Consider the following 22,275-nt stretch of genomic DNA (forward strand, 5'->3'; position numbering starts at 1 on the left):
ATAAAGCGCAACAATCGTAGCATGCATCGACGTGCCTTGACACTCCGCGACGGCACGCAAAGTACCAAGGGAGAACCAGATGAAACATGCCCGGACTGCACGCCTCGGAGCGCAGATTGCCGCCTTGTCGGCGGCGCTGCTGTTTTTGGCCAGCGCAATGGCGCAGCAGAATTTTGTTACCATCGGGACCGGTGGCGTCACCGGCGTCTACTATGCCGCCGGCGGTGCTATCTGCCGGCTGCTCAACAAGGATCGTAAGACCCACGGCATCCGCTGTTCGGTCGAATCGACTGGCGGATCGGCATTCAACGTGAACACGATCAAGGAAGGCGAACTCGACTTCGGCATGGCCCAGTCGGACGTCCAGTACAACGCCTACAAGGGGCTGGAATCGTTCAAGGACGGAGGCCCCCATACCGACCTGCGCGCGGTTTTCTCGATCCATCCGGAGCCGTTCACGGTGCTGGCGCATCCCAATGCCGGCGTGACGAAATTCGAGGATTTCAAGGGTAAACGCTTCAACGTCGGCAATCCCGGTTCCGGGACGCGCGCTTCCATGGAGCGTCTGCTCGGAGCGATGGGCTGGACGTTGGCCGACTTTTCGCTCGCATCGGAGCTGAAGGCTGACGAGCACGGCCCGGCGCTCTGCGACGGCAAGATCGACGGGTTCTTCTACGGCGTCGGCCATCCCTCAGCGAACATCCAGGATCCGACGACCACCTGCGGCGCCAAGCTGGTGCCGTTGACTGGAGAGGTCGTGGACAAGCTTGTCGCCGAGAATCCGTACTACGCCAAGGCGGTCATTCCGGGCGGACTCTACGCGAACAATCCCGACGATACCGAGACTTTCGGCGTGCTCGCCACGCTGGTCACTTCGGCTAAAGTTCCCGATGAGAGCGTCTATCAATTGACCAGGGCGGTGTTCGAGAATTTCGACGAGTTCAAGTCGCTGCATCCGGCCTTCGCCAAGCTCGACCCGGCCAAGATGGTGTCGGAAGGGAATTCCGCGCCGCTGCATCCGGGCGCTGAAAAATACTTCAAGGAGAAGGGCTGGCTGAAGTAGGCTTCGTGACTTGACGGGAGTCCGGCGGGTCCAGCGGACCCGCCGGGGGCATCCGCAACAGGAGGCGTCATGAGCGAAGTGAAGGGACAACCGGCCGGCGTCGATCTCGAAGAGCTCGAACAGCTTGTCGCGGAGGCTGATACGGGTGGCCGGCATCCGAGCGGAACAGTCGCTCGAATCCTGCTCTGGGTTGCAGTTGCGTGGTCGCTTTTCCAGCTCTGGTACGCTTCGCCTTTGCCGTTCGTGTTCGGCTTCGGCATCCTCAACGACACGGAAGCGCGCGCCATCCATCTTGGCTTTGCGCTGTTCTTGACCTTTCTCGCTTATCCGGCGCTAAGATCCTCGCCCCGCGACCGCGTGCCGCTGCTCGACTGGGGGCTGGCCGTGGTCGGCGGATTTGCCGGCGGCTACCTGTTTCTCTTTTACGTCCAGCTTTCCGGACGGCCGGGCCAGCCGACCACGCTCGATCTCGTTACCGGCACCGTTGGCATCCTGTTGCTTCTCGAGGCGACGCGCCGCGCGCTCGGCCTTCCGATGGTGGTCGTGGCATGTGTCTTCATGTTCTACACCTTTGCCGGCCAGTACATGCCGGACGTGATTCAGCATCGCGGCGCATCGCTCAACAAGTTTCTCAACCATCAATGGCTGACCACCGAAGGCGTCTTCGGGATTGCACTTGGCGTATCGACGAGCTTCGTGTTTCTCTTCGTCCTGTTCGGTACGCTTCTGGAAAAGGCAGGCGCCGGCAACTGGATGATGCAAATCTCCATCGCGCTGCTCGGCCATCTCCGGGGCGGCCCGGCGAAAGTAGCGGTGGTCTCATCGGCTCTCAACGGCGTCGTGTCAGGCTCGTCTGTCTCCAACGTGGTTTCAGGCGGCATCTTCACCATCCCGTTGATGAAGCGGACCGGCCTTTCCGGCGTCAAGGCGGGCGCCATCGAGGCCTCAGCCTCGATCAACGGCCAGATCATGCCGCCGGTCATGGGCGCGGCCGCCTTCCTGATGGTCGAATATGTCGGCATTCCCTATTCGGAGATTGTCAAGCACGCGCTGTTGCCGGCGGTCTTCTCCTATATCGCGCTGCTCTACATGGTGCATCTCGAAGCGATAAAGATGGGCCTGAAGACAATCCCGCAGCGTCCGACGCCGGCCAGAGAACGGATGCTGCGGATGGGGCTGGGACTGTCCGGCAGCGTTCTCGCCGTCTGTATCGTCTATTACGGCATCGTTGCTATCCAGGCTGTCTTCGGCGCGGCCGCGCCGCCGGTGCTCGCAATCGCCGGCGTAGCTCTCTACGTCGCCTCGGTCTGGTATTCCTCCCGCTATCCGGATCTCGCACTCGACGATCCGAACGCGCCGATCCTGGAACTGCCACGCGCCTGGGACGTCACGCGGACCGGGCTCGACTTCCTCATCCCAATCGCGGTGCTTCTGTGGTGCCTGATGGTCGAGCAGATGTCGCCCGGCCTCTCGGCGTTCTGGGCGACCGTGTCGATCCTCGGTATCGTCGCCACCCGCAAGCCGCTGATGGCGGTATTCCGCAATGAAAACCTCATTGCCTCAGTGGGTGCTGCCTGGGACGACCTGATCGACGGGCTGGCGCTCGGCGCCCGCAACATGATCGGCATCGGTATCGCCACGGCGACCGCCGGCATCGTCGTCGGCACGATCACGCTGACCGGTCTTGGCCTGATGATGACGGAACTCGTCGAGTTCATCTCCGGCGGCAACGTTATCCTGATGCTGATCCTCATCGCCGCGATCAGTCTTGTACTCGGCATGGGTATTCCGACCACCGCAAACTACATCCTGGTCGCCACGCTGATGGCCCCGGTCGTGGTCGATCTCGGCGCGCAGGCCGGATTGCCGATCCCGCTGATCGCGGTCCACCTGTTCGTCTTCTACTTCGGCATCATGGCTGACATCACCCCGCCCGTCGGGCTGGCCGCCTTCGCGGCGGCGGCGATTTCCAAGGAGGATCCGATCGCCACCGGTTTCCAGGGCGCGCTCTATTCGCTGCGCACGGCGATCCTGCCGTTCGTCTTCATCTTCAATCCGGCGATCCTGCTGATCGGAGTCGACACTTGGCCGCAGACGATCTGGGTGGCGACGATCTCGTTGATCGCAATATTGCTGTTTTCGGCCGCGACAATGAACTGGTTCGTGACGAAAAGCCGACTGTGGGAAAGCGCGGCCCTGCTTCTCATCTGCTTCACGCTGTTTCGGCCGGACTGGTGGCTCAACCAGGTGTCGCCGCCTTACGAGGAAATGCCGGCGAGCGAGTTCCTGTCGGCGGTGGCGCAGACGCCGGCGGATGGCCGCATCAATTTCGTCGTCGAGGGTGTCGACCTCATGGGCGAAGATGTGCGCAAGACGGTCAACGTGCCGCTCGGCGAGCCGGGCGAGCCGCTGGAGCGGCTGCGCGGCATCGGCCTAACCATCACGCAAGCGGGCGACGCGCTGATGATCAGCAATGTCGATTTCGGATCCTACGCCAAGCGCATCGGGCTGGATGTCGGATATGACGTGGTGGCGGTGCTCAGAAAGGCCGACCAGCCCTCGAGCCTCATTCCGATCGGCCTGGCGCTCGCTGCGACCGCCGGCGTCGCCGGGCTGCAGTTTGCGCGGGCGCGCAAGCAGGCGGACAGGAAGGAAACCGGGCCGGCGCGCTGAGACTGGAACGGTTGATAAGAGCTGGTGGGAGGCCCGGGAAAAAACTCCTCAGTCGGCGGTCAGCACCACCTTGACGCTCTGCGAGCGGTCGGCGGCCAGGCGAAACGCATCGCGCGCCGAGGAAAGGGGGCGTTCGGCGGTCACCAGCCTCAGGACGTCTATATCCCCGCCGACGATGAGATCGACCGCCTGGTTGAATTCTGCGCCGAAACGAAACGTACCGTTCAGATTGATTTCCTTGGCCATCACCGCATTGGCCGGCACCGGGATCTGACCACCCGGAAGATTGCCGACCTGAACGACCGTGCCGCCGCGCCGGACGCTGGCGATCGCCGCCGCGAGGCCCGCTGCGGTGCCTGAAATCTCGAACGCGACATCAATCGCCCTGTCGGACGCGAGCGCCTTGAGTTCCTCGTCGCCGCCAGACAGGTCGATCGTCCTGTTTGCTCCAAGTTTGCTGGCGAAGGCGAGCGGCGCCGCTGCTATGTCGGCGACGGTGAGCTCGCCACATCCCTTGAGCCTGGCGGCGAGCATGGTCAGGAGCCCGATAGGGCCGGCACCGAACAGGATGACGTTGCGGCCGGTGATGTCGCCGGCCCGCGCCACGGCATGCAGGCTGACGGCGAGCGGTTCGGCGAGTGCCGCCGCCTGGTAGGCGACAGCATGCGGAACCTTGATGCATTGCGCCGGCGTGGCATCGAACAGGCTGGCAAAACCACCTTGCATGTGCGGCGTTTTCGACGCCGAGCCCATGAAATAGATGTTCTCGCAGAGGTTGGCGCGGCCCTCCGCGCATCGCGCGCATTGTCCGCACCAGCGCGACGGGTTGACCGCAATGCGATCACCGACGGCCAGCCCTGGCGCGTCCGCGTTGATTTCGATGATCTCCCCGGCGACCTCGTGGCCGAGCACGAGCGGCGATGTGACGACAAAATCGCCGGTCCGCGCATGGCGAAAATAGTGCAGGTCGGAACCGCAGATGCCGCCTGCGCCGAAGCGCACGCGCACCATTCCCGGCGCGAGGGGGCCGAGCGGATGCTCGACGACGCGCAGATCCTCAGGGCCAAAAAGTGTCGCGGCGACTGGACTGTCGATCAACGGATCAGCCCCATTTGCGTCGGCAGCCACAGCGAGATCGCGGGGATGAAGGTGATCAGGATCAGCGCGACGATCAACGGCACGAGCCAGGGCAGAATCGCCATGGTCGTACGCTCGACCGACAGCTTGGCGACCCGCGAGAGGACGAACAGCACCATGCCGAGCGGCGGATGGAGCAGACCGATCATCAGATTGAGCGTCATGATCAGACCGAAATGCACCGGATCGATGCCGTAGAGAACCACGATCGGCAGGAGGATCGGCACAAGGATCGTGATGGCGGCGATCGTGTCGAGAAAACAACCGACGACCAGCATCAGAATGTTGACCAGGATCAGGAACACCCATTTGTTTTCGGTCAGCGATGTGATGAAGACCGAGAACAGCTGAGCCGCCTGGCTGACCGTGAGCAACCAGGCGAAGATCGACGCTGCGGTGACGATGAAGAGGACCGACGCGGTCGTCTCGATCGTGTCGAAACTGGCTTTGGCCAAGGCTGCGAGTGTCATCGTGCGATAGCGCACGAGCCCGAGAAACAACGACCAGATGACGGCGGCCATGGCCGCTTCGGTCGGGGTGAACCAGCCCATGGTCATGCCGCCGATCAGGATGATCGGCGTCATAAGCGCCATGACGGCGGAAAAATCGAAATACCAGTCGCAGGCGATCAGGACGAGGAGCGCGATGCCAACGGCAATGTTGAGCGACAGTCCCAGCTGGACAAGGAGATAAACCGCGAGCGGAAAGCAGCACACGACGGCCACCTCGATCGAGGCGGCGGCGAGCCGGTTCAATTTGAACGGTGTGTCCGAACCCCAGCCCCGGCGGTGGGCGAAAATCGCGACCGTCACCATCATCAGCACCGTCATGACGACGCCGGGCAGGATGCCGGCCATGAACAGCGCGCCGATCGAGACGTTGGCCATCATCCCGTATATGACGAAGGGCAGCGACGGCGGGAAGATCGGCCCGAGCGTGGAGGATACCGCGGTGACGCCGACGGCCGCCTCGACGGGATAGCCGTGGTCCTTCATCGCCTTGATCTCGATCGTGCCGATGCCGGCAGCGTCGGCAAGGGCTGCGCCCGACATGCCGGAGAAGATCACCGAACCGATGATGTTCACCTGCGCGAGACCGCCCTTCATCCAGCCGACAAGCGCCAGCGCGAAGGAATAGATCCGCCCGGTGACACCGGCGATGTTCATGAGATTGCCGGCGAAGATGAAGAACGGCACGGCAAGCAGCGGAAAGCTCTCGACACCGGCGATCATGCGCTGCGCGGCGATGATGTCGGGCGCCACGCTATAGAAGACGAGATAGAGCAGCGACGACACCGCCATCGACACGGCGACGGGCACGCCGACCAGCATCAGGACGAGAAAGGCTCCGATCAGAAGCAGCATGGCCTATTCCCCCAACCCGTCGAACGCGGCGGGGCGCTCCAGCGCCGAGTAGCCGCGGCGGATGTTGCCGATGAAGACCTGGATGGCGCGCAGCATCATCAGCACGAAACCGGCGAAGACGGCGTAAAAGACGACGTTGCGCGGCAGGTTGATGGTGACCATCCGCTCACGGTGGACGATCCCGACATAGCGCCAGAGGAGCCAGGACATATAGGCGAAGAAGCAAATGGTAATCAGATTGACCGCGAGCGCCAGGTAACGCCCAACCCCAGCAGGGAGATAGTGATAGAGCACGTCGACGTGGATGTGGCGCGTGGTGCGCGTGCACATGACCGAGCCCAGGAAGACCACGACGACGAGGCAGTTGATGGCGATCTCCTCGGTCCAGGCAAAGCTGTTGTTCATGACGTAGCGCGTGAAGAACTGCAGGAACACGCAGAACGACATGCCCCAGAACACGGCGAGCGTGACCCAATCTTCCACTGCGTATCGCGACAGATCGACGGGTGCGGTTTCTTCCTCGAATGCATGCGCCAGTTCTTCTGCTGTAACCTGGGTGTGGACCTCTTGGGTCATCGGCAAGCTCCTGACACCGTTGGGGCAGCGGGCTCAACAGACCCGACGCGCTTGTCGCGCCGGGTCCGGATTGATGCGGTTACTTGACGGCGCGGATCGCCTCCCAGTCTTCCTTGCGGTAGCCGAACTCCTCGAACGTCACCTTCTCCATCACGTTCTTTTCGAAATCGGCGCGATCGACTTCGGTGACGGTGAGACCGCGCTCCTTGAAGGTTTCAACCAGGGCTTTCTCGCGATCGACGATGATCTTTGTCGCTCGCGCTGCGGCTTCCTGCATCACCTCGGTGAAGATCGCCTTGTCCTCGTCCGACAATTGCGACCAGCGCGATTGCGACACGAGCGTGTTGAGGTGATCGACGATGTGTCCGGTCAGGATAATGTGCTTTTGCACCTCGTAGAACTTCTTGGCGTCGATCGTCGTCAGCGGGTTTTCCTGCGCTTCCACCGTGCCCTGCTGCAAGGCGAGATAGACCTCGGCGAAGGCGATCGGCGCGGTGTTGGCGCCGCAGGCGCGCGGCATGGCGAGATAGGCCGGCACATCAGGCACGCGGATCTTCAGGCCCTGCATGTCGGCGCATTTCTCGATCGGCCGGTTAGAAGTCGTGTGACGCGTGCCGTAGTAGGTGGTCGCCGTGATGTGATGGCCGGACGCTTCTTCGTAGCCGCCGGTCAATTCCTTGTATTTGTCGCTCTTGGTGTAAGCGAGCAGATGATCGGCGTCACGGAAAGTGAACGGAAAGTAGGTCACGCCGATCGGCGGGAATTCGCGGGCGGCGAAGCTCGATCCGGAGATGATGATGTCGACCGTGCCGAGGGTCAGCCCCTGGTTGATGTCGGCTTCCTTGCCGAGTTGCGAAGCCGGGAAGACGTCGATCGTATAGCGGCCGTCGGTGCGCTTCTTGATCTCTTCCGCCGCCCACACGGACTCCGTGTGGAAGGGTTCGGACGTTTCGTAGACGTGGGCCCATTTCAGCGCGGTTTGTGCAGAGGCCGAAGCCATGGGCAGAGCGATTGCGGCGATCGTGCCGAGCAGAACGGCGTATTTCCTCAACATCATATTCCTCCCTGTGAATGGATTTTGACTGTACCGACAGGATCCTCCCGGTCGGCTGCTAGACCTTTGGTTTGAGCATCGGTTTTTCCCAAACCGGTTCCCACTTTTGGGTCCAATGCTCTATTCCGCGACCTCCCTGGCTGCGGATTTCTCACCGAAATTGCGTGAGAATCTCAGTTGCGACTGACGCAGATGTTCCTGCATGGCGGCTTTGGCCCGTTCAGGGTCGCGCGCCGCGATCGCGTCGCGCACCGCGCGATGCTCCTCCGCGGCGACCCGCCAGGAATCCCTGTTCTCGAAATAGCTCGACAAGCGTTCGAAATATGGGTTCATGCGCTGGTCGAAAAGCTCGCCGATGCAGCGCACTAGGACGGCGTTTCCTAGAATGCCCGCCACCGTCGTATGGAACTCGCGGTCGAGGGCGATCGTCATCTTGGTCGGGTGAGGTATGCCCTCCATGCGGCGCAGCACGTCGTCCATATGTTCGATGTCAATCGGCCGAACCCGGTGGGCGGCTTCGGCGGCGATCGCCCCTTCGATGAACTCGCGTGCCCGCAACAGCTCGAACGGGCCTTCATCCATTTCCGCCGTCAAGATTTCGGCCCGCGGCGATTCGGTGACGTAGATCCCCGAGCCGACGCGAATACGTATGCGCCCCTCGACCTCGAGCGCGATCAGCGCTTCACGGACGGTCGGGCGGGAGATGCCAAGCTGATCGGCCAGTTCGCGCTCGGTTGGCAGCCGATCGCCGACTGCGAACTCCCCCACGTCGATCAGCTGCCTGAGCTGGTCGGCGATCTGTCGGTAAAGTCGACGCGGTTCAACGGCCTGGATCGGCATTGTTACCCAGTTCTACTTCAACGGCATCATCCGGCTGATCGGATCGGTAAATTGGTCTGACCTATTGATCGAAACCTGCCGCGAAAAAGGCTGAGAGTCAAGCAGCAGAGAACGCCCATGGAACTCATCTCCGTGAACTGGCGGCTTTTTTCGGCGCTGGAGGTCATCGATCGGCCCGGCTTCCATCGGCTTTAGCAAGAGTGATAGATCCGGCACCACGGAGATCAATTCTTCAGCTCGCACTTCTCGATAGAGGGCGTGCCTGTCGCTTTGGGGTCATCGTCCTATTCTCAAGACCACTTTTCGCCCATCGGAAAGGATTCCCGTTCCTGTGCCAGCTGGAGGTTGTCTGCTGGTCAGCGAGAACACGAATCGGGTTGAGAGTTGCCCGCAAGCCATCGTTCCTTCTCCACGCGAAAAGGTAAGGTTGAGGGTAGTTATCCCTCGGCATTCGAGCCCGGTATTGGTCTGCCCGCGAATAGTTCCGCGCCGTGTGATACTGTTGACGGCAGCCGTCCCGGAAAAGGAGAGCGTCCCATCAATAGTCTGACCGGAGACTGGTGCCGTGATGATGAGCGGGTTTTGCGCCTGCGCGTAGCCGACACCCCAGGCAATCAACATTGTCGCTAAGATTCGCCGGAAAGTATGGTGCATTTGGACGGTTCCTGTTGAGAACGCTGCAGTGCAGACTGCGAGACGGTCATGCTCGGCCTTGCCTGCCAGTCGGTCGTGTCCCACCGCGTGGTGTAGGTCGGCGGTAGCGAAGCCGCTCGCGAGCGTGCCCTCAACAGCGCTGTAGCGAGCGAGCGGCTTCGCGGCGGTCATCGATGTTCTTCGGTAGGGTTGGGTTGCTGACACAACCTGATTCGAAGCAACCACCGATGACCAGCGACCCATGATGAACCTGCGCACGCTCGTAGAGAAGACCCCCGACGCCGATATCCTGCGCGAGATGATCGGCTTTGCCGCCGAGCCGCTGATGGAGCTGGGAGCGGCCCTGCTTATGACTTGATCCTGCTACCGCATATCCGTGCCCCCTTAATGTTCAGAGGCCATTGGCGGAAGCTCTTGACCTTCCCAGCGACCGGAAGTCCTTATCCTGTGGTTTTGGAGCGATAGGGAAGGCGATGTCGCGTCTAGCAGCCGCGTCGGCCCGGAAAAGTGTCTATCTATCCCGGATATCGGGCATCATGCGAACTACAACAATGCTGAGGGAAAGGCGGTGGCGGACTCATGGTCGTGATCGACGTGCAACCCTGACGCCCGCTCCGCAAGGCGAAACGTAGATGGATGCCTTTGCCATCTACGGCGGCCTGTTTCTTGTCGCCTTCGCCGCTGCCACCATCCTTCCGTCGCAGTCGGAGGTCGCCCTTGCAGGGCTCCTCGCCACCGGTTCCTTCTCGCCCGCAATGCTGGTTGTTGTCGCCAGCATTGGGAACATCCTTGGTGCTGTGGTGAACTGGGATCTTGGTCGAGGGCTGGAATGCTTCCGGGACAGGCCCTGGTTTCCGCTGCGTCCCGCGAGGCTCAACCGCGCCACGAACTGGTATCGCTGTTATGGAAAATGGTCGCTCTTGTTAAGCTGGATGCCGGTCGTCGGCGACCCGCTGACCGTGGTCGCCGGGGTTTTGCGCGAGCCGCTATGGAGCTTTGTCGCAATCGTCGCCCTGGCGAAGGTTTCTCGCCGGAGCGGTGCTGGGCCTGATGTAAAACCGAGATCGCGGACATCAATTTGGTCATCAGCGCACGCTATAGCGCGCCCGTACCTTCCAGATAGAGGATGATCGCGGCGCGCTGGGCGGCGTTGGGAACGCCCACTGTCATCGACGTGCCCGGAACCCTCTGGCGCGGAGCCGTCAGGAAGGCATCAAGCGTACCGCTGTCCCAGACGATAGCAGACTCACGCAGCGCGGCCGAATAGCGAGCGCCCTCGACGCTGCCGGCCTGTCGGCCGATGAGGCCCGACAGATGCGGACCGGCTCTGTTCTGGCCGGGCTCGAGGCTGTGGCAGGCCCCGCAGCGCTGCCGGAACAGCCGCTCGCCGTCGGCCTGCTGCGCGGAAGCGGCGACCGGCAACAGCAGGCCGCCGGCTGCCAAAAGCGCAGCCAGGGACGTCGCCAGGAATGCGGTCGCAACTCCGGCGGAAATTGCGCGGTTGCGTGTCGTGGCTTGTGAATGGCTCATCGGATGACCTCTGCGGACGTTAAAGGGAGGGGCTTTGCTGTTGGCCGGAAGCTTCCGGCAGGACCAGCCGCTCAACAGCGAGAGCGGCGGCTGGGTCGAAGAGGCGCGAGGAGGATACTGGTCGCGACTTGTCCTTCGTTGCGACAGCGATGATCTAATTATGGCGCGGCAGCGCGGGAGTTCCGATCGCGGGACGGTTTCGGGATCGCAGTCCGGTCGGAGGGCTCGTCTCAGGCACGGGCGCCGGGGCAAGCTGCTTGGCCATGTCGATGAGCGGCAGCCTGATGATCGCGCGAAGGCCGTTGCTCCGGTTTTCCAGCACGATGTCGCCGCCGTGGTGACGGGCGATGGCGCGGGCAATTGACAGGCCGAGCCCGACGCCGCCGGTCTCCCGGTTGCGCGACTGCTCCAAACGGAAGAAGGGCGCGAACACCTGTTCCATGTCGGCTTGCGGAATGCCGGGCCCGGCATCCTCGACCACGATGTCCAGGCTGTCGGTGCGCCTGACCAGGCTCACCTTGGCCTGCTCGCCATAGCGGATGGCGTTTTCGACGAGGTTGCGGATCGCCCGGCGCAGCGAGTCCGGCCGGCAGCGGTACAGCACCTTGGGCCCGTCGCTGACGGTGATGTTTTGGCCAAGATCCGCGAGATCGTCGCAGAGGCTGCCGACCAGCGCCGAAAGATCGACGGTTCGCGTCTCCTCCACCGCGGCGTCCTCGCGCGCGAAGGCGAGCGCTGCTTCCGTCATCGTCTGGATTTCCTCGATCGTCTTCAGCATCTTCTCCTGGAGATCGTGATCCTGGACGAACTCGGCGCGCAGCCGGAGCGAGGTCAGCGGCGTGCGCAGGTCGTGGCTGATCGCCGCCAGCATGCGCGTGCGGTCCTCGACGAAGCGCTGCAGGCGCTCCTGCATCCGGTTGAACGCCTCGGCGGTCTGGCGGATGTCGTCCGGCCCGGATTCCGGCAGCCGCGGCACGGCCTCGCCGCGGCCGAACAGTTCAGCGGCATTGGCGAGCCGTCGCAGCGGCCGCGCGATTGCCTGAGCCCCGAAAATCGCGATGGCGGACAGGATGAGTGCGGTGAGCGCCAGCGATATCGCCGATTGCGTCGTCCAGAAGGCGTTCGGCATTGCCTTGGCGTAGGCGGCATTCAGCCAGGTGTTGTCATCGAGGCGGACGGAAAGGCCCATGCCGTTTGGAGCTGCGTCCATATAAAGAAACTTGGCCGGGCGCGAGAAGGGCCTGCCATTGCCGGACAAATCCAGCATGCGCGGCGGCACGGAAGGGTCGGCGGCCTTGACTGCGGTCGAGGCCTGCCCGTTCATGTAGGCGGCATACTTGCCGGCAACCCCTGGCAGCGGCTTGGCGAGCTCAGTGAAGGCCTCCTGCTGCCAGGCGAGCGGATTGTTCGGTCCGTTATCGGAGGTCCAGAACCGCGTATAGGCCGTGCCGCTGACATTGAGAATGTCGGGCCGAAGCGAGGGCGGCGTCGTATCCAGCAGAAGCGCAAGCGAGGACGTGCGGCTGACGAACTCGCCCTTGGCCGCTGCTTGCAGGGCCTGTCCGCGTTCGTCCCACGAGATCAGGAAAGTGATCGCCTGCGACAGCGCGAGCGCAAGCAGCACCAGCATGAGGAAGCGGGCCGCCAGGCTGCGTCTCCACAACAGCATCATGCCTGGGCCACCTCGGCGGTGAAGCAGTAGCCGCCGCCCCAGTGCGTCTTGATCAGCATCGGATTCTTCGGGTCCGCCTCGATCTTCTTGCGCAGCCGGCTCACCTGGTTGTCGACGGCGCGGTCGAAACCGTCGGCCGAGCGCCCGACGGTGAGGTCGAGCAACTGATCCCGGCTGAGCACGATCCCGACATGCTCGATAAAGGCGGTGAGAAGGCGGAATTCGGCCGTGCTGAGCGCGACCGCCACGCCGTCGAGCCCGACCAGCTCGCGGCGGCCGACATTCAGCGTCCAGCGGTCGAAGCGTAGCGCGTTCGATTTGAGCCGACCGCGCTGCGGCGGCAGGCTGTGAACGCGCCTGAGCACAGCCTTGATTCGCGCCAGCAATTCCCGCGGATTGAACGGCTTGGTCAGGTAGTCGTCGGCCCCGATCTCGAGGCCGACGATCCGGTCGACCTCCTCGGCCATGGCGGTAAGGAAGATGATCGGAACGTCGACCGTTCCGCGCACGTGCCGGCAGGCGGCAATGCCGTCCTCGCCAGGCATCATGACGTCGAGGACGATAAGATCGGGCAGGCTGCGGTCGAGCAGCCGCTTTAGCGCGGCCGTGCTGTCGGCGACGCTGACGCGATAACCCTGCTGGGTGAGGTATTTCCCCACGAGATCGCGGATGTCCCTGTGGTCGTCGACGACCGCGATGTGCTGCGCCACTTCCATGCCATGCTCCAAGGCCGCCGCTGAATAGTCGGCCAGTATCGACGATATCTAGTCTGCGTCTACACGGATGATCACCTTCCGCGCCATGGCGGCAATCTCGCCCGACATCAACAAAGCGTGAGAAGTGTAACGAAATGTATCAGAGCGCTGCGCCCGCGACAACTTGCGATGAACTGCCGGTATTCGGGACAAGGTTCTGCGACAGCTCCCGCCTAACTTGGCCTCGTCGCTAGCCGGGACATCCGGTCTTTGTCGCCAGGCCATGCCGCGCGGCATCCAGACTTCGGTCCTCGCCAGCCTTTGATCGAAAGGATTGCACAATGGCCAGATTGATCATCAACGGCACGCCACGTGACATCGAGGTCGATCCGGACACGCCGCTGCTGTGGGTGATCCGCGAGCAGATCGGGCTTACCGGAACGAAGTACGGTTGCGGCGTTGCCGCCTGCGGCGCCTGCACCATCCATATAGACGGCGTCGCCACGCGCTCCTGCGCGCTTCCGGTGAGCGCGGTCGAGCCAGACCAGCAAATCACCACCATCGAGGGCCTTTCGCCGGACAGCTCGCATCCGGTCCAGCAGGCCTGGCTGGCGCTCGACGTGCCGCAATGCGGCTACTGCCAGGCCGGCATGATCATGGCTGCGGCAGGTCTGCTCATGCAGAACCCGAACCCCGCGGACGAGGACATCAACGCCGAGATCACCAATATCTGCCGCTGCGGCACCTACAACCGGGTGCGCGCCGCGATCAAGCTGGCCGCCAAAGCCGGCGAAGCCACGCAACGCGGTTGAGGAGAACAGTCATGAACGCGATAATTTCCATCTCCCGCCGCAGCTTCATCATCGGCGTGGCCTCCACGGCCGGAGGCTTGTCCCTCGGGTTCAACGTGCCGTTCATCAAGCCGGCACTCGCCGAGGGCTCCGAGACGGCGCCGGAGATCAATGCCTGGGTGGTGATCAGGCCCGACGATACGGTGGTCATCCGCATCGCCCGCTCCGAGATGGGGCAGGGGACGCTGACCGGCCTGGCCCAACTCGTCGCCGAGGAGCTGAACTGCGACTGGTCCAAGGTCACGACCGAATATCCGTCGCCGGCCCAGAACCTGGCGCGCGACCGCGTGTGGGGCAATTTCTCGACCGGCGGCAGCCGCGGCATCCGCGAGTCGCACGAGTATGTGCGCATTGGTGGCGCCGTTGCGCGCGAGATGCTGATTGCCGCCGCGGCCGCCGAATGGGGCGTGCCGGCCAGCGAATGCACCGCAAGGATGGGCATGGTCACGCATGCAGCATCAGATCGCGCCACCTTTTATGGGCAGTTGGCTGCCGCTGCCGCGCGAATGACGCCGCCCGCCAATGTCACCCTGAAGGACCCGAAGGATTGGACCATAGCCGGCAAGCCGCTGCCGCGGCTCGACACCGCCGACAAGCTCAACGGCAGCCAGGTCTACGGCACAGATCTCAAGCTGCCGAACATGCTCAACGCGGCGATCCGGGCCTGCCCGTATTTCGGCGGCAAGGTGGAGAGTTTTGACGCGGCGGCGGTGGCGGGCATGCCGGGCGTGCGCACTGTCGTTCAGGTCGATGAGACCGCCGTTGCGGTGGTCGCCGACACGTGGTGGCGGGCGAAGACCGCTCTCGATGCCTTGCCGATCGTCTGGGACGAAGGTCCCAACAGGCAGGTCACAAGCGCCTCGATAGCGGCGATGCTCGAAGAGGGGCTCGGCGCAAATGACGCCTTCATCGGCGCCAGACAAGGTGACGCCGGTACTGCCCTGTCCGCCGCCGGCCGGACGGTCACGGCGACCTATGCCTACCCCTACCAGAACCACGCGACCATGGAGCCGATGAACGCGACGGCGCTCTACACGCCCGAGCGCTGCGAGGTATGGGTGCCGACCCAGAATGGCGAGGCGAGCCTTGCTGCAGCGGCCGAGGCCGCCGGCCTGCCGGTGCAGCAATGCGAGGTGCACAAGATCCATCTCGGCGGCGGCTTCGGCCGGCGCGGCAATTTCCAGGACTATGTGCGCCAGGCGGTCAGCATTGCCAAGCAGGTGCCGGGAACGCCGGTAAAGCTCATGTGGTCGCGCGAAGAGGATATGCTGCACGGCGCCTATCACCCGACCACCCGATGCCGGCTGACGGGCGCGCTCGACGCGGACGGCAACCTGACCGCTCTGCACATGCGCATATCCGGCCAGTCGATCCTTGCCGCGGTGCGGCCGGAGGGCATGCAGAACGGCATGGACCCGGTGGTCTTCCAGGGCCTCGTCCTCAGCGGCACGGAAGGCACGCTGGGATATACGGTGGACAATCTGCTTGTCGATCATGCCATGCGCAACCCGCCGATCCCGCCAGGTTTTTGGCGCGGCGTCAACCTCAACCAGAACGCGCTCTACGTCGAGTGTTTCATGGACGAACTCGCCCATGCGGCCGGCGTCGACCCGCTCGCCTTCCGCCGCAAGCTGATGGCCAAACATCCAAAACATCTCGCCGTGCTGGAGGCGGTCGCCGAACGGATCGGCTGGGACAACCCGCCCGCGGCCGGCGTTCACCGCGGCCTGGCGCAGATCATGGGCTTCGGCAGTTATGTGGCGGCGGCAGCGGAGGTTTCGGTGACCGATGGGCAGCTCAGGATCCATCGCATCGTGGCGGCCACCGATCCGGGTCATGTCGTCAACCCCGCACAAGTCGAGCGGCAGGTCGAGGGTTCCTTCGTCTATGGCCTTTCCGCCTGCATCTACGGCGAATGCACCGTCAATGGCGGCCGCATGGAGCAGGAAAACTTCGACAGCTACGAGGTCCTGCGGATGGCCGAAATGCCTGATGTGGAGACGATCATCCTGCCGTCCGGCGGCTTCTGGGGCGGCGTCGGCGAGCCGACCATCGCCGTCGCCGCGCCGGCCGTCCTCAATGCGATCTTCGCCGCCACCGGCAAGCGCATCCGCACGCTGCCGCTGAAGAACCATGACCTCGCATGATATGAGGCGCGCGAAGAACAGGCGCGGCGGACGGGCGCTCGCGCCTGTCCTGCTTGCGGCGCCTGTCTTGCTTGCGGCGCTTGCGGCCAGCGCGCCGGCATGGGCCGAAGCGGCGCCTGGTGCTGCGGCATGCACCGGCTGTCACGGGCCGGCGGCGCTCGGCTCAGCCATCCCCTCGCTCGACGGCCATGCGGCGGAGGACGTCGTCGCCCAGATGCAAGCCTTCCGTTCCGGTGAGCGCAAGGCGACGGTCATGGACCGCATCGCCAGGGGATTTACCGAGGAGGAGACGCGCGCCATCGCCGAATGGCTCGCCAAGCCGGAGGCGGCTCGCCATGCCCAGCCGTAGAGCCCTGATCGGCGGCGTGGCGGCCAGCGTCGCCGCGGCCGTCCTTGCCACGCCGCAGGTCCGCGCACAGACGCAGCCCGGCGTGATCGTCGTCGGCGGCGGCTTTGCCGGGGCAAGCTGCGCCCGCGCTCTCAAACGGCTGGATCGCGATCTTGCCGTGACGCTGATCGAGCCAGAGGCCGCCTATCTGGCCTGCCCGTTCAGCAATGCCGTGCTTGCCGGGCTGCGCGGCATCGAAGCGCAGACCTTTGGCTATGACCAGTTCGGCGACGTCGCGCTGATCCGCAAGCGCGCCGTCGCCGTCGATGCCGAGCGCCGGCGCGTTCGGTTGGAGGATGGTGCCGACATCGGCTACACCAGGCTGGTGCTGGCGCCCGGCGTCGACCTGCGCTTCGACGCCTTGCCGGGCTACGACGAGGCGGCGGCGGCGATCATGCCGCATGCCTGGAAGGCTGGGGCGCAGACGCTGCTGCTGCGCGACCAGCTCGCGGCGATGCCGGACGGTGGGGTCGTCATCCTCTCCGCGCCGCCTAATCCGTTCCGCTGCCCGCCCGGTCCGTACGAGCGGGCGAGCCTGATCGCGCATTATCTCAAGACCAGCAAGCCACGCTCCAAGCTGATCATCCTCGACGCCAAGGACGCCTTTTCGAAGCAGCGGCTGTTCGAAGCGGCCTGGCAAGAGATCTATCCCGGCTTGATCGAATGGGTGCCGCTGTCGTCGGGGGGCAGGGTGACGGAAGTCGATCCGGCGACAAGGACGCTGGTGACCGAGTTCGGCGATCACAAGGCCGATGTCGCCAACGTGATCCCGCCGCAGCGTGCGGGAGGGATTGCGCAGTCGGCCGGCGTTGCCGACCAGACGGGCTGGTGCCCGATCGACCCGGTCACCTTCGAGTCCCGCCTGCAGCCGGCGATCCACGTCATCGGTGACGCGGCGATCGGCGGGGCGATGCCTAAATCCGCCTTCAGCGCCAACGCCCAGGCGAAAGCTTGCGCCGCGGCGGTCGCCGCCCTGGTCAGGGAGCGGCCGCCAGTGCAGCCGAAACTCATCAACACCTGCTACAGCCTGGTCGCGCCCGGTTACGGCATTTCAATCGCCGGCGTCTACCAGCCGCGTGATGGGCTGCTTGCCGAGGTTGAGGGTGCGGGTGGCACCAGCCCGCTCGAAGCGCCGCGTTCCGTCCGCGAACTGGAAGCGGCTTATGCGGAGGACTGGTTCCGGACGATCACCAGTGAAGTGTTCGGATGATGAGGGTGGCCTTTCTGGCTCTTATGGGATTGCAGCTTGCGGCCTCGCCCGGTTCCGGCGAGGAGAGGGGGTCTTATGAGGAGACTGGGTCTTATGTCGTGACCGGCGATGCGATCATGCAGCCTCTGGTCGGCAGCAAGGGTGATCCGGCGCGCGGCGCCGCGCTGATCGCGGACCGGCAGCGCAGCCTCTGCACGCTCTGCCACAGCGGGCCGTTTCCCGACGCCCATCTGCACGGCACGCTGGCGCCCGACCTGACCGGCGTCGGGGCGAGACTTTCGGAAGGCCAGATCCGGCTGCGCGTGGTCGACATGAAGCGGCTCGTGCCGAACACGATCATGCCTTCCTACTATCGGGTCGCGGATGAGCAAGGCCGGCGTGTCGCCACCGCCTGGCGCAGCAAGCCGATCCTGGGCGGCGCCGATATCGAGGATATCGTCGCCTATCTCACGACGCTGAAGGGGTGATCATGCACGAAGACCCGCTTCGAGCTTACGCAGGCTTGATCGGACGGCGGCAGTTTCTTCGAGCCGGCATGACCGGCCTGCTGGCGATCAGCCTGCCGCGCTGGGCTGTTGCCCGTCCAAGCCTCGATCAAGCGATCCGGACCTTTACCGGGGGAGCCAACGTTCTCGACGGCCGCGTCCGGCTCGACCTGCCGCCTCTGGTCGAGAACGGCAACGCGGTCGGGATCACAGTCGCCGCCGAGAGCCCGATGACCGAAGACGACCATGTCCGGCGCATCGCGGTGTTCAACGAGAGAAACCCGGAGGCGAATGTCGCGGTTTTCCAGCTCGGACCGCGCTCCGGCCGCGCCATCGTCTCGACGCGGATCCGGCTCGCGACCTCGCAGGTGGTTGTCGCGGTCGCGGAGATGAGCGACGGCAGCTTCTGGTCGAGCCGGGCGAGCGCCATCGTCACGCTGGCCGCCTGTATCGAGGACCTTTCATAATGGCACGCACGCTCGTCAATGTGCCGAAAGCGGCCAAGCAGGGCGAAGTCGTCGAGATCAAGGCGATGATCGCCCATCCCATGGAAACCGGCTATCGTATCGGCCCAAACGGCTCCAACATCCCCCGCGACATCATCCGCCGTTTCGCCTGCACCTACAACGGCGAGGAGGTGTTTTCGGCCGATCTCTTTCCAGCGGTATCGGCCAATCCATTCATTGCCTTCACGCTGGTTGCGACGACGAGCGGCACGATCGACTTCACCTGGACCGACGATGCCGGGAAGAGCCAAACGGCGTCGGCGACGATCACGGTGAGCTGATGCGCGCCCTCTGGGGCCTGGTGGGGATGATCGCGGCGGCCGTCTGCAGCATTGCCATCGCTGCCGGCATCGAAGACGGCGAGAAGCGCTCCGGCTTCGACTTCATGACGCCGCAGACGCAGGCGCTGCAGGCCGACGACATGAGCAATCCCGGCATGCTGTGGGTGCTGCAGGGCGAGCAGCTCTGGCAACAGGCGCAGGGCAGGGCGGATGTCGCCTGCTCCGGCTGCCATGACGATGCACGCCAGACGATGCGCGGCGTCGCCGCGCGCTACCCGGCTTTTGATGCAGCGACGGGCCGGCCGATCGACCTTGCCGGGCGTATCAACTCCTGCCGAGCGGAGCGGCAGCAGGCCGAGCGGCTGGCGCCGGAGTCCGACGCCTTGCTCGCCCTGACGGCCTATGTGACGCATCAGTCGCGCGGCATGCCAATCACACCGGCGACCGACGCCCGGCTCACGCCGTTTCGCGACAACGGCCGGCGTCTGTTCCAGAGCCGGATCGGACAACTCGAGCTCTCCTGCGCCTCCTGCCACGACGACAATTGGGGTAAACGGCTCGGCGGCAGTGTCATCCCGCAGGCGCATCCGACCGGCTATCCGCTCTACCGGCTGGAGTGGCAGACGGTCGGTTCGCTGCAGCGGCGCCTGCGCAACTGCATGATCGGGGTCAGAGCCGAGCCCTTCGTATTTGGCGCACCCGAACTCGTCGACCTGGAGCTCCATCTGACAGAGCGGGCCCGCGGCCTTCTGGTCGAGACGCCGGCCGTGCGGCCGTGATGCCGATTGCGACTGGCCGTTCACCTGCCATCCCGGTTCTCGCCCATCGCCGAGCATGCACCAGATGCCCGTCTGATCGATGGGTTTTCCAAACAATGCGACCAGGAGCGCGAGACGCTTCGAGAGGTCACTCGGTGGCTCGCGAGCGTCAAGATGGGCCGTTAGCCTGAGTTGTACACCCCTAGCTCGTGCGTTCTGTGCTGTGGGTCTTCGATCGATCTGCGCCTACTTCAGGTCTTCCTCCAATTTTGCAGAAGCGGGCCTTTGCTCCCATAGACGGGATCCTTGCGTGGACGACCTACCTTCTGGATCGTCGCGAGCGCGCGATCATGCTCCTGGGCAGTTGTGCATTCGTCATAGGTCCCAAATGGAGGATAGGCGCCGACCACTAGAAAATCGTCGGATGCCGAAAGGCATTGGTGCCCGGTGCCGGCCGGAAGAACCGCGACGTCGCCGGCCTTCAGGGACAGGGTTCGTCCCTTTTTGCCTCCAAACCGGACTTTGGCCGTCCCGGCTGCAACCCCGAGCACCTCATGTATTCGCGAATGGTAGTGAACGTAGTCGTAGATGCCATTCCGCCAGCTGGCCCCCCATCCATTGGCCTCGAAAAGCTCCTCCAAGACGGCTGCGGGATCAAATTCTTCGGGCAGCCTCACGGCACCGCGGTAGACGACAAGCGGCCAAAACGGATGATTGGGCACCAGGCCATCATCCTTGAACCAAAACTCATTGGCTTTTCGCCGCCTTACAAGATCGGTTGCTTCTTGCCTGCCCCGTCTTGCGATACCGGTAACCCGCTCGACGGCTTTCTTGGTACTCTGCAGAATGCTCATGATGTAGCCTTGCATTGCTGGTTGTCGGAAGCGAGCCTTCATGCCGATTCAACCGGCTGCATGCCGGTCGGTTCCGCTACCTTTTTGGCCCCCGGCAATCCAGCCGGATTTGTTCGATGACCGCAGGAGATATTCGGCATGAGTAACGTGGTAACGCTGCATGGTGACAAGCGCTGGAAAGCGGTTCTTGTCTACGGCCACCAGAACGGCCCGATTACGATCGAACATTATCTTGAAGAGATTTCCGAGCTTCATAACATCATAGAGCACGGCCCAGACTGGAACACCCTGATTGCGTGCACGGTGACAATCAACCGTCCCGACGGTGGTGAGGAGCAGAACAGCGAGGAAAAGGAGGCACGCCGTGAACGTCGGTGAGATCGCGGAAAAGTTCACCCGAGCCGCCGAGATCGAGCGCGTCAGCCACTAGTGGGGCTCCGCGACGGGCTGACTCGTCCCGAGCGCCTTAGCGAGTGTGACGGAGGGCAGCTCGGCAAACTGCCGTTTGTACTCGGCGGCGAAGTTGCCGAAATGCGAGAACCCTAAACGCGAGGCAACTGCCGTCACCGTCCGCTCGGCGGTTGGATGAACAAGCGCGCGGCGCACGGCGTTGAGACGAATCTCGAGCAGCATCGCCTTGGGCGGGCGACCGAAAGCCTCCACGCAAGCTAGGGAAAGCGTCCGCTCCCGAACCCCGAGGGTCTCGCACATGACGCTGATGCTCGGCGGCGTCTCGACGTGCCCCATCAGCATGTCGCGCAGCTTCATGGCGACGCGCGCCCGCCGGTGCAGCGGTTCGGTGACATCGGTCGACGGCACCATCCCGAGGACTACGTCGACGACCTGGCCTTCAATATCAGCGAGAGCGTCAGGAGAGGCATCGCCGGCGCTAGTGAGCAGCAACCGCAGAAGTCTTGCCAGAATGGCGCCGCGCCGGACGATCTCACGCTCGGCTACCTTCCACGGCCGGTCGAGATATTTCCTGTCGAGGCCCGGCGCGCCTCTGCGAATCTGCATCCAGTGCTCGATCTGATCGACGGGCATGACGGCCATTGCGAGGTCGGTCGCGCCGGTGGCGGTGAAGGCTATGTCGTCGCACGGCCCGACCAGCAACGGCTGTCCCGGCCCAACGTGGCGACCCCGGAGATGAAGCGATCCTTCAGCGACTATGGGAAGACCAACGACCCAGCAGCCCTCCGGGGCGCTGCCGCGCTGCATTATCCCAGGATTCCAGCGTTCCCGCCCAACTTGCAGGGTGTTGAGCACAACCTGACTCAGGCGGCCGTCGAAGCCGCCGCGGCCGATGTGATCGTACTTCTGATCCCAGCCAATCGCGCTCTCAGCCATCATGTCGAAGTCCGAGTACCGGCATTCGAAGGCTGCCAGGATTTCTACCCGACGCTGGCCGACACCAACCGATCTCTCCAACGCACCCACCACCCGCGACGATCCGTTCATGTCGAAGTATCATATAGGTATCAGGGTTCATGAGGAGAGGCTATTGTTGCTGCGCTGCCGGATGCGCGCAGATTCCGAA

At 63.8% G+C, this 22,275-nt stretch carries 23 protein-coding genes; 12 read left to right on the forward strand and 11 right to left on the reverse strand.

Annotated elements, in window-relative coordinates:
* Nucleotides 1-79: 79 nt before the first annotated feature.
* Entirely contained in the window at nt 80-1,063 is a 984-nt protein-coding gene (locus NMG70_RS19255; RefSeq protein WP_254026003.1) for a TAXI family TRAP transporter solute-binding subunit, read from the forward strand.
* Nucleotides 1,064-1,132: 69 nt separating this feature from the next.
* Entirely contained in the window at nt 1,133-3,736 is a 2,604-nt protein-coding gene (locus tag NMG70_RS19260) for a TRAP transporter permease (protein ID WP_254026004.1), read from the forward strand.
* A gap of 48 nt (nt 3,737-3,784) precedes the next feature.
* Here the strand turns inward: NMG70_RS19260 and NMG70_RS19265 are convergent, their stop codons facing one another.
* The 6 genes from NMG70_RS19265 to NMG70_RS19290 all read right to left on the reverse strand — a co-directional run bounded on the left by NMG70_RS19265 (nt 3,785) and on the right by NMG70_RS19290 (nt 9,532).
* Entirely contained in the window at nt 3,785-4,834 is a 1,050-nt protein-coding gene (locus NMG70_RS19265; protein ID WP_254026005.1) for an L-idonate 5-dehydrogenase, read from the reverse strand.
* Nucleotides 4,831-6,237, reverse strand: a complete 1,407-nt coding sequence (locus NMG70_RS19270) for a TRAP transporter large permease (RefSeq protein WP_254026006.1) — start codon at nt 6,235-6,237, stop codon at nt 4,831-4,833. The genes NMG70_RS19265 and NMG70_RS19270 overlap by 4 nt, the downstream gene beginning before the upstream one ends.
* Nucleotides 6,238-6,240: 3 nt before the next feature.
* A complete protein-coding gene (locus NMG70_RS19275) occupies nt 6,241-6,813 on the reverse strand; it encodes a TRAP transporter small permease (RefSeq protein ID WP_254026007.1) in 573 nt (190 codons plus the stop codon).
* A 79-nt stretch (nt 6,814-6,892) separates the two neighbouring features.
* A complete protein-coding gene (locus tag NMG70_RS19280) occupies nt 6,893-7,867 on the reverse strand; it encodes a sialic acid TRAP transporter substrate-binding protein SiaP (protein ID WP_254026008.1) in 975 nt (324 codons plus the stop codon).
* A 120-nt stretch (nt 7,868-7,987) separates the two neighbouring features.
* Nucleotides 7,988-8,707 (reverse strand): FadR/GntR family transcriptional regulator, encoded by a 720-nt coding sequence (locus NMG70_RS19285; protein ID WP_254026009.1) that lies wholly within the window; start codon nt 8,705-8,707, stop codon nt 7,988-7,990.
* A 276-nt stretch (nt 8,708-8,983) separates the two neighbouring features.
* The gene (locus NMG70_RS19290) at nt 8,984-9,532 is read right to left on the reverse strand and encodes a hypothetical protein (protein ID WP_254026010.1); all 549 of its coding nucleotides are present in this window, start codon (nt 9,530-9,532) and stop codon (nt 8,984-8,986) included.
* A 461-nt stretch (nt 9,533-9,993) separates the two neighbouring features.
* On the opposite strand from NMG70_RS19290, the gene NMG70_RS19295 reads away from it, so the two are divergent.
* Nucleotides 9,994-10,491, forward strand: a complete 498-nt coding sequence (locus NMG70_RS19295; RefSeq protein WP_254026011.1) for a YqaA family protein — start codon at nt 9,994-9,996, stop codon at nt 10,489-10,491.
* Here the strand turns inward: NMG70_RS19295 and NMG70_RS19300 are convergent.
* From NMG70_RS19300 to NMG70_RS19310, 3 genes are all read right to left on the reverse strand, one after another.
* On the reverse strand, nt 10,457-10,891 hold the full coding sequence (locus NMG70_RS19300; RefSeq protein WP_254026012.1) for a c-type cytochrome: 435 nt from the start codon (nt 10,889-10,891) through the stop codon (nt 10,457-10,459). The genes NMG70_RS19295 and NMG70_RS19300 overlap by 35 nt on opposite strands.
* A 154-nt stretch (nt 10,892-11,045) precedes the next feature.
* Nucleotides 11,046-12,563, reverse strand: a complete 1,518-nt coding sequence (locus NMG70_RS19305; protein WP_254026013.1) for an ATP-binding protein — start codon at nt 12,561-12,563, stop codon at nt 11,046-11,048.
* Nucleotides 12,560-13,279, reverse strand: coding sequence for a response regulator (locus tag NMG70_RS19310; protein WP_023798507.1), 720 nt, complete (start codon nt 13,277-13,279; stop codon nt 12,560-12,562). The genes NMG70_RS19305 and NMG70_RS19310 overlap by 4 nt, the downstream gene beginning before the upstream one ends.
* A gap of 320 nt (nt 13,280-13,599) precedes the next feature.
* Here NMG70_RS19310 and NMG70_RS19315 point away from each other — a divergent pair, with 320 nt between their 5' ends.
* Genes NMG70_RS19315 through soxA form a run of 8 tightly spaced genes read left to right on the forward strand, consistent with a single transcriptional unit; the run spans nt 13,600 to nt 19,905 of the window.
* Nucleotides 13,600-14,070 (forward strand): (2Fe-2S)-binding protein, encoded by a 471-nt coding sequence (locus NMG70_RS19315; protein ID WP_254026014.1) that lies wholly within the window; start codon nt 13,600-13,602, stop codon nt 14,068-14,070.
* A gap of 11 nt (nt 14,071-14,081) precedes the next feature.
* Nucleotides 14,082-16,256, forward strand: coding sequence for a xanthine dehydrogenase family protein molybdopterin-binding subunit (locus NMG70_RS19320; RefSeq protein ID WP_254026015.1), 2,175 nt, complete (start codon nt 14,082-14,084; stop codon nt 16,254-16,256).
* The gene (locus NMG70_RS19325; protein ID WP_254026016.1) at nt 16,243-16,605 is read left to right on the forward strand and encodes a c-type cytochrome; all 363 of its coding nucleotides are present in this window, start codon (nt 16,243-16,245) and stop codon (nt 16,603-16,605) included. The genes NMG70_RS19320 and NMG70_RS19325 overlap by 14 nt, the downstream gene beginning before the upstream one ends.
* Entirely contained in the window at nt 16,592-17,854 is a 1,263-nt protein-coding gene (locus NMG70_RS19330; RefSeq protein ID WP_254026017.1) for an NAD(P)/FAD-dependent oxidoreductase, read from the forward strand. Before NMG70_RS19325 ends, NMG70_RS19330 begins: the two co-directional genes overlap by 14 nt.
* Nucleotides 17,854-18,321: a sulfur oxidation c-type cytochrome SoxX gene (gene soxX, locus NMG70_RS19335; protein WP_254026238.1), complete on the forward strand. Its 468-nt coding sequence runs from the start codon at nt 17,854-17,856 to the stop codon at nt 18,319-18,321. The genes NMG70_RS19330 and soxX overlap by 1 nt, the downstream gene beginning before the upstream one ends.
* A 2-nt stretch (nt 18,322-18,323) precedes the next feature.
* A complete protein-coding gene (locus NMG70_RS19340; RefSeq protein WP_301555164.1) occupies nt 18,324-18,806 on the forward strand; it encodes a SoxY-related AACIE arm protein in 483 nt (160 codons plus the stop codon).
* The gene (soxZ, locus tag NMG70_RS19345; RefSeq protein ID WP_254026019.1) at nt 18,806-19,126 is read left to right on the forward strand and encodes a thiosulfate oxidation carrier complex protein SoxZ; all 321 of its coding nucleotides are present in this window, start codon (nt 18,806-18,808) and stop codon (nt 19,124-19,126) included. Before NMG70_RS19340 ends, soxZ begins: the two co-directional genes overlap by 1 nt.
* Nucleotides 19,126-19,905 (forward strand): sulfur oxidation c-type cytochrome SoxA, encoded by a 780-nt coding sequence (gene soxA / locus NMG70_RS19350; RefSeq protein ID WP_436798422.1) that lies wholly within the window; start codon nt 19,126-19,128, stop codon nt 19,903-19,905. The genes soxZ and soxA overlap by 1 nt, the downstream gene beginning before the upstream one ends.
* Before the next feature lie 230 nt (nt 19,906-20,135).
* On the opposite strand, the gene NMG70_RS19355 is transcribed toward soxA, so the two are convergent.
* Nucleotides 20,136-20,738, reverse strand: coding sequence for a cupin domain-containing protein (locus NMG70_RS19355; RefSeq protein ID WP_254026020.1), 603 nt, complete (start codon nt 20,736-20,738; stop codon nt 20,136-20,138).
* A gap of 138 nt (nt 20,739-20,876) precedes the next feature.
* On the opposite strand from NMG70_RS19355, the gene NMG70_RS19360 reads away from it, so the two are divergent.
* A complete protein-coding gene (locus NMG70_RS19360) occupies nt 20,877-21,116 on the forward strand; it encodes a hypothetical protein (protein ID WP_254026021.1) in 240 nt (79 codons plus the stop codon).
* Between the two features lie 48 nt (nt 21,117-21,164).
* On the opposite strand, the gene NMG70_RS19365 is transcribed toward NMG70_RS19360, so the two are convergent.
* On the reverse strand, nt 21,165-22,196 hold the full coding sequence (locus NMG70_RS19365) for a helix-turn-helix domain-containing protein (protein WP_254026022.1): 1,032 nt from the start codon (nt 22,194-22,196) through the stop codon (nt 21,165-21,167).
* Nucleotides 22,197-22,275: the final 79 nt, after the last annotated feature.

Source organism: Mesorhizobium ventifaucium (genome assembly GCF_935822925.1).
Lineage (GTDB): Bacteria > Pseudomonadota > Alphaproteobacteria > Rhizobiales > Rhizobiaceae > Mesorhizobium > Mesorhizobium ventifaucium.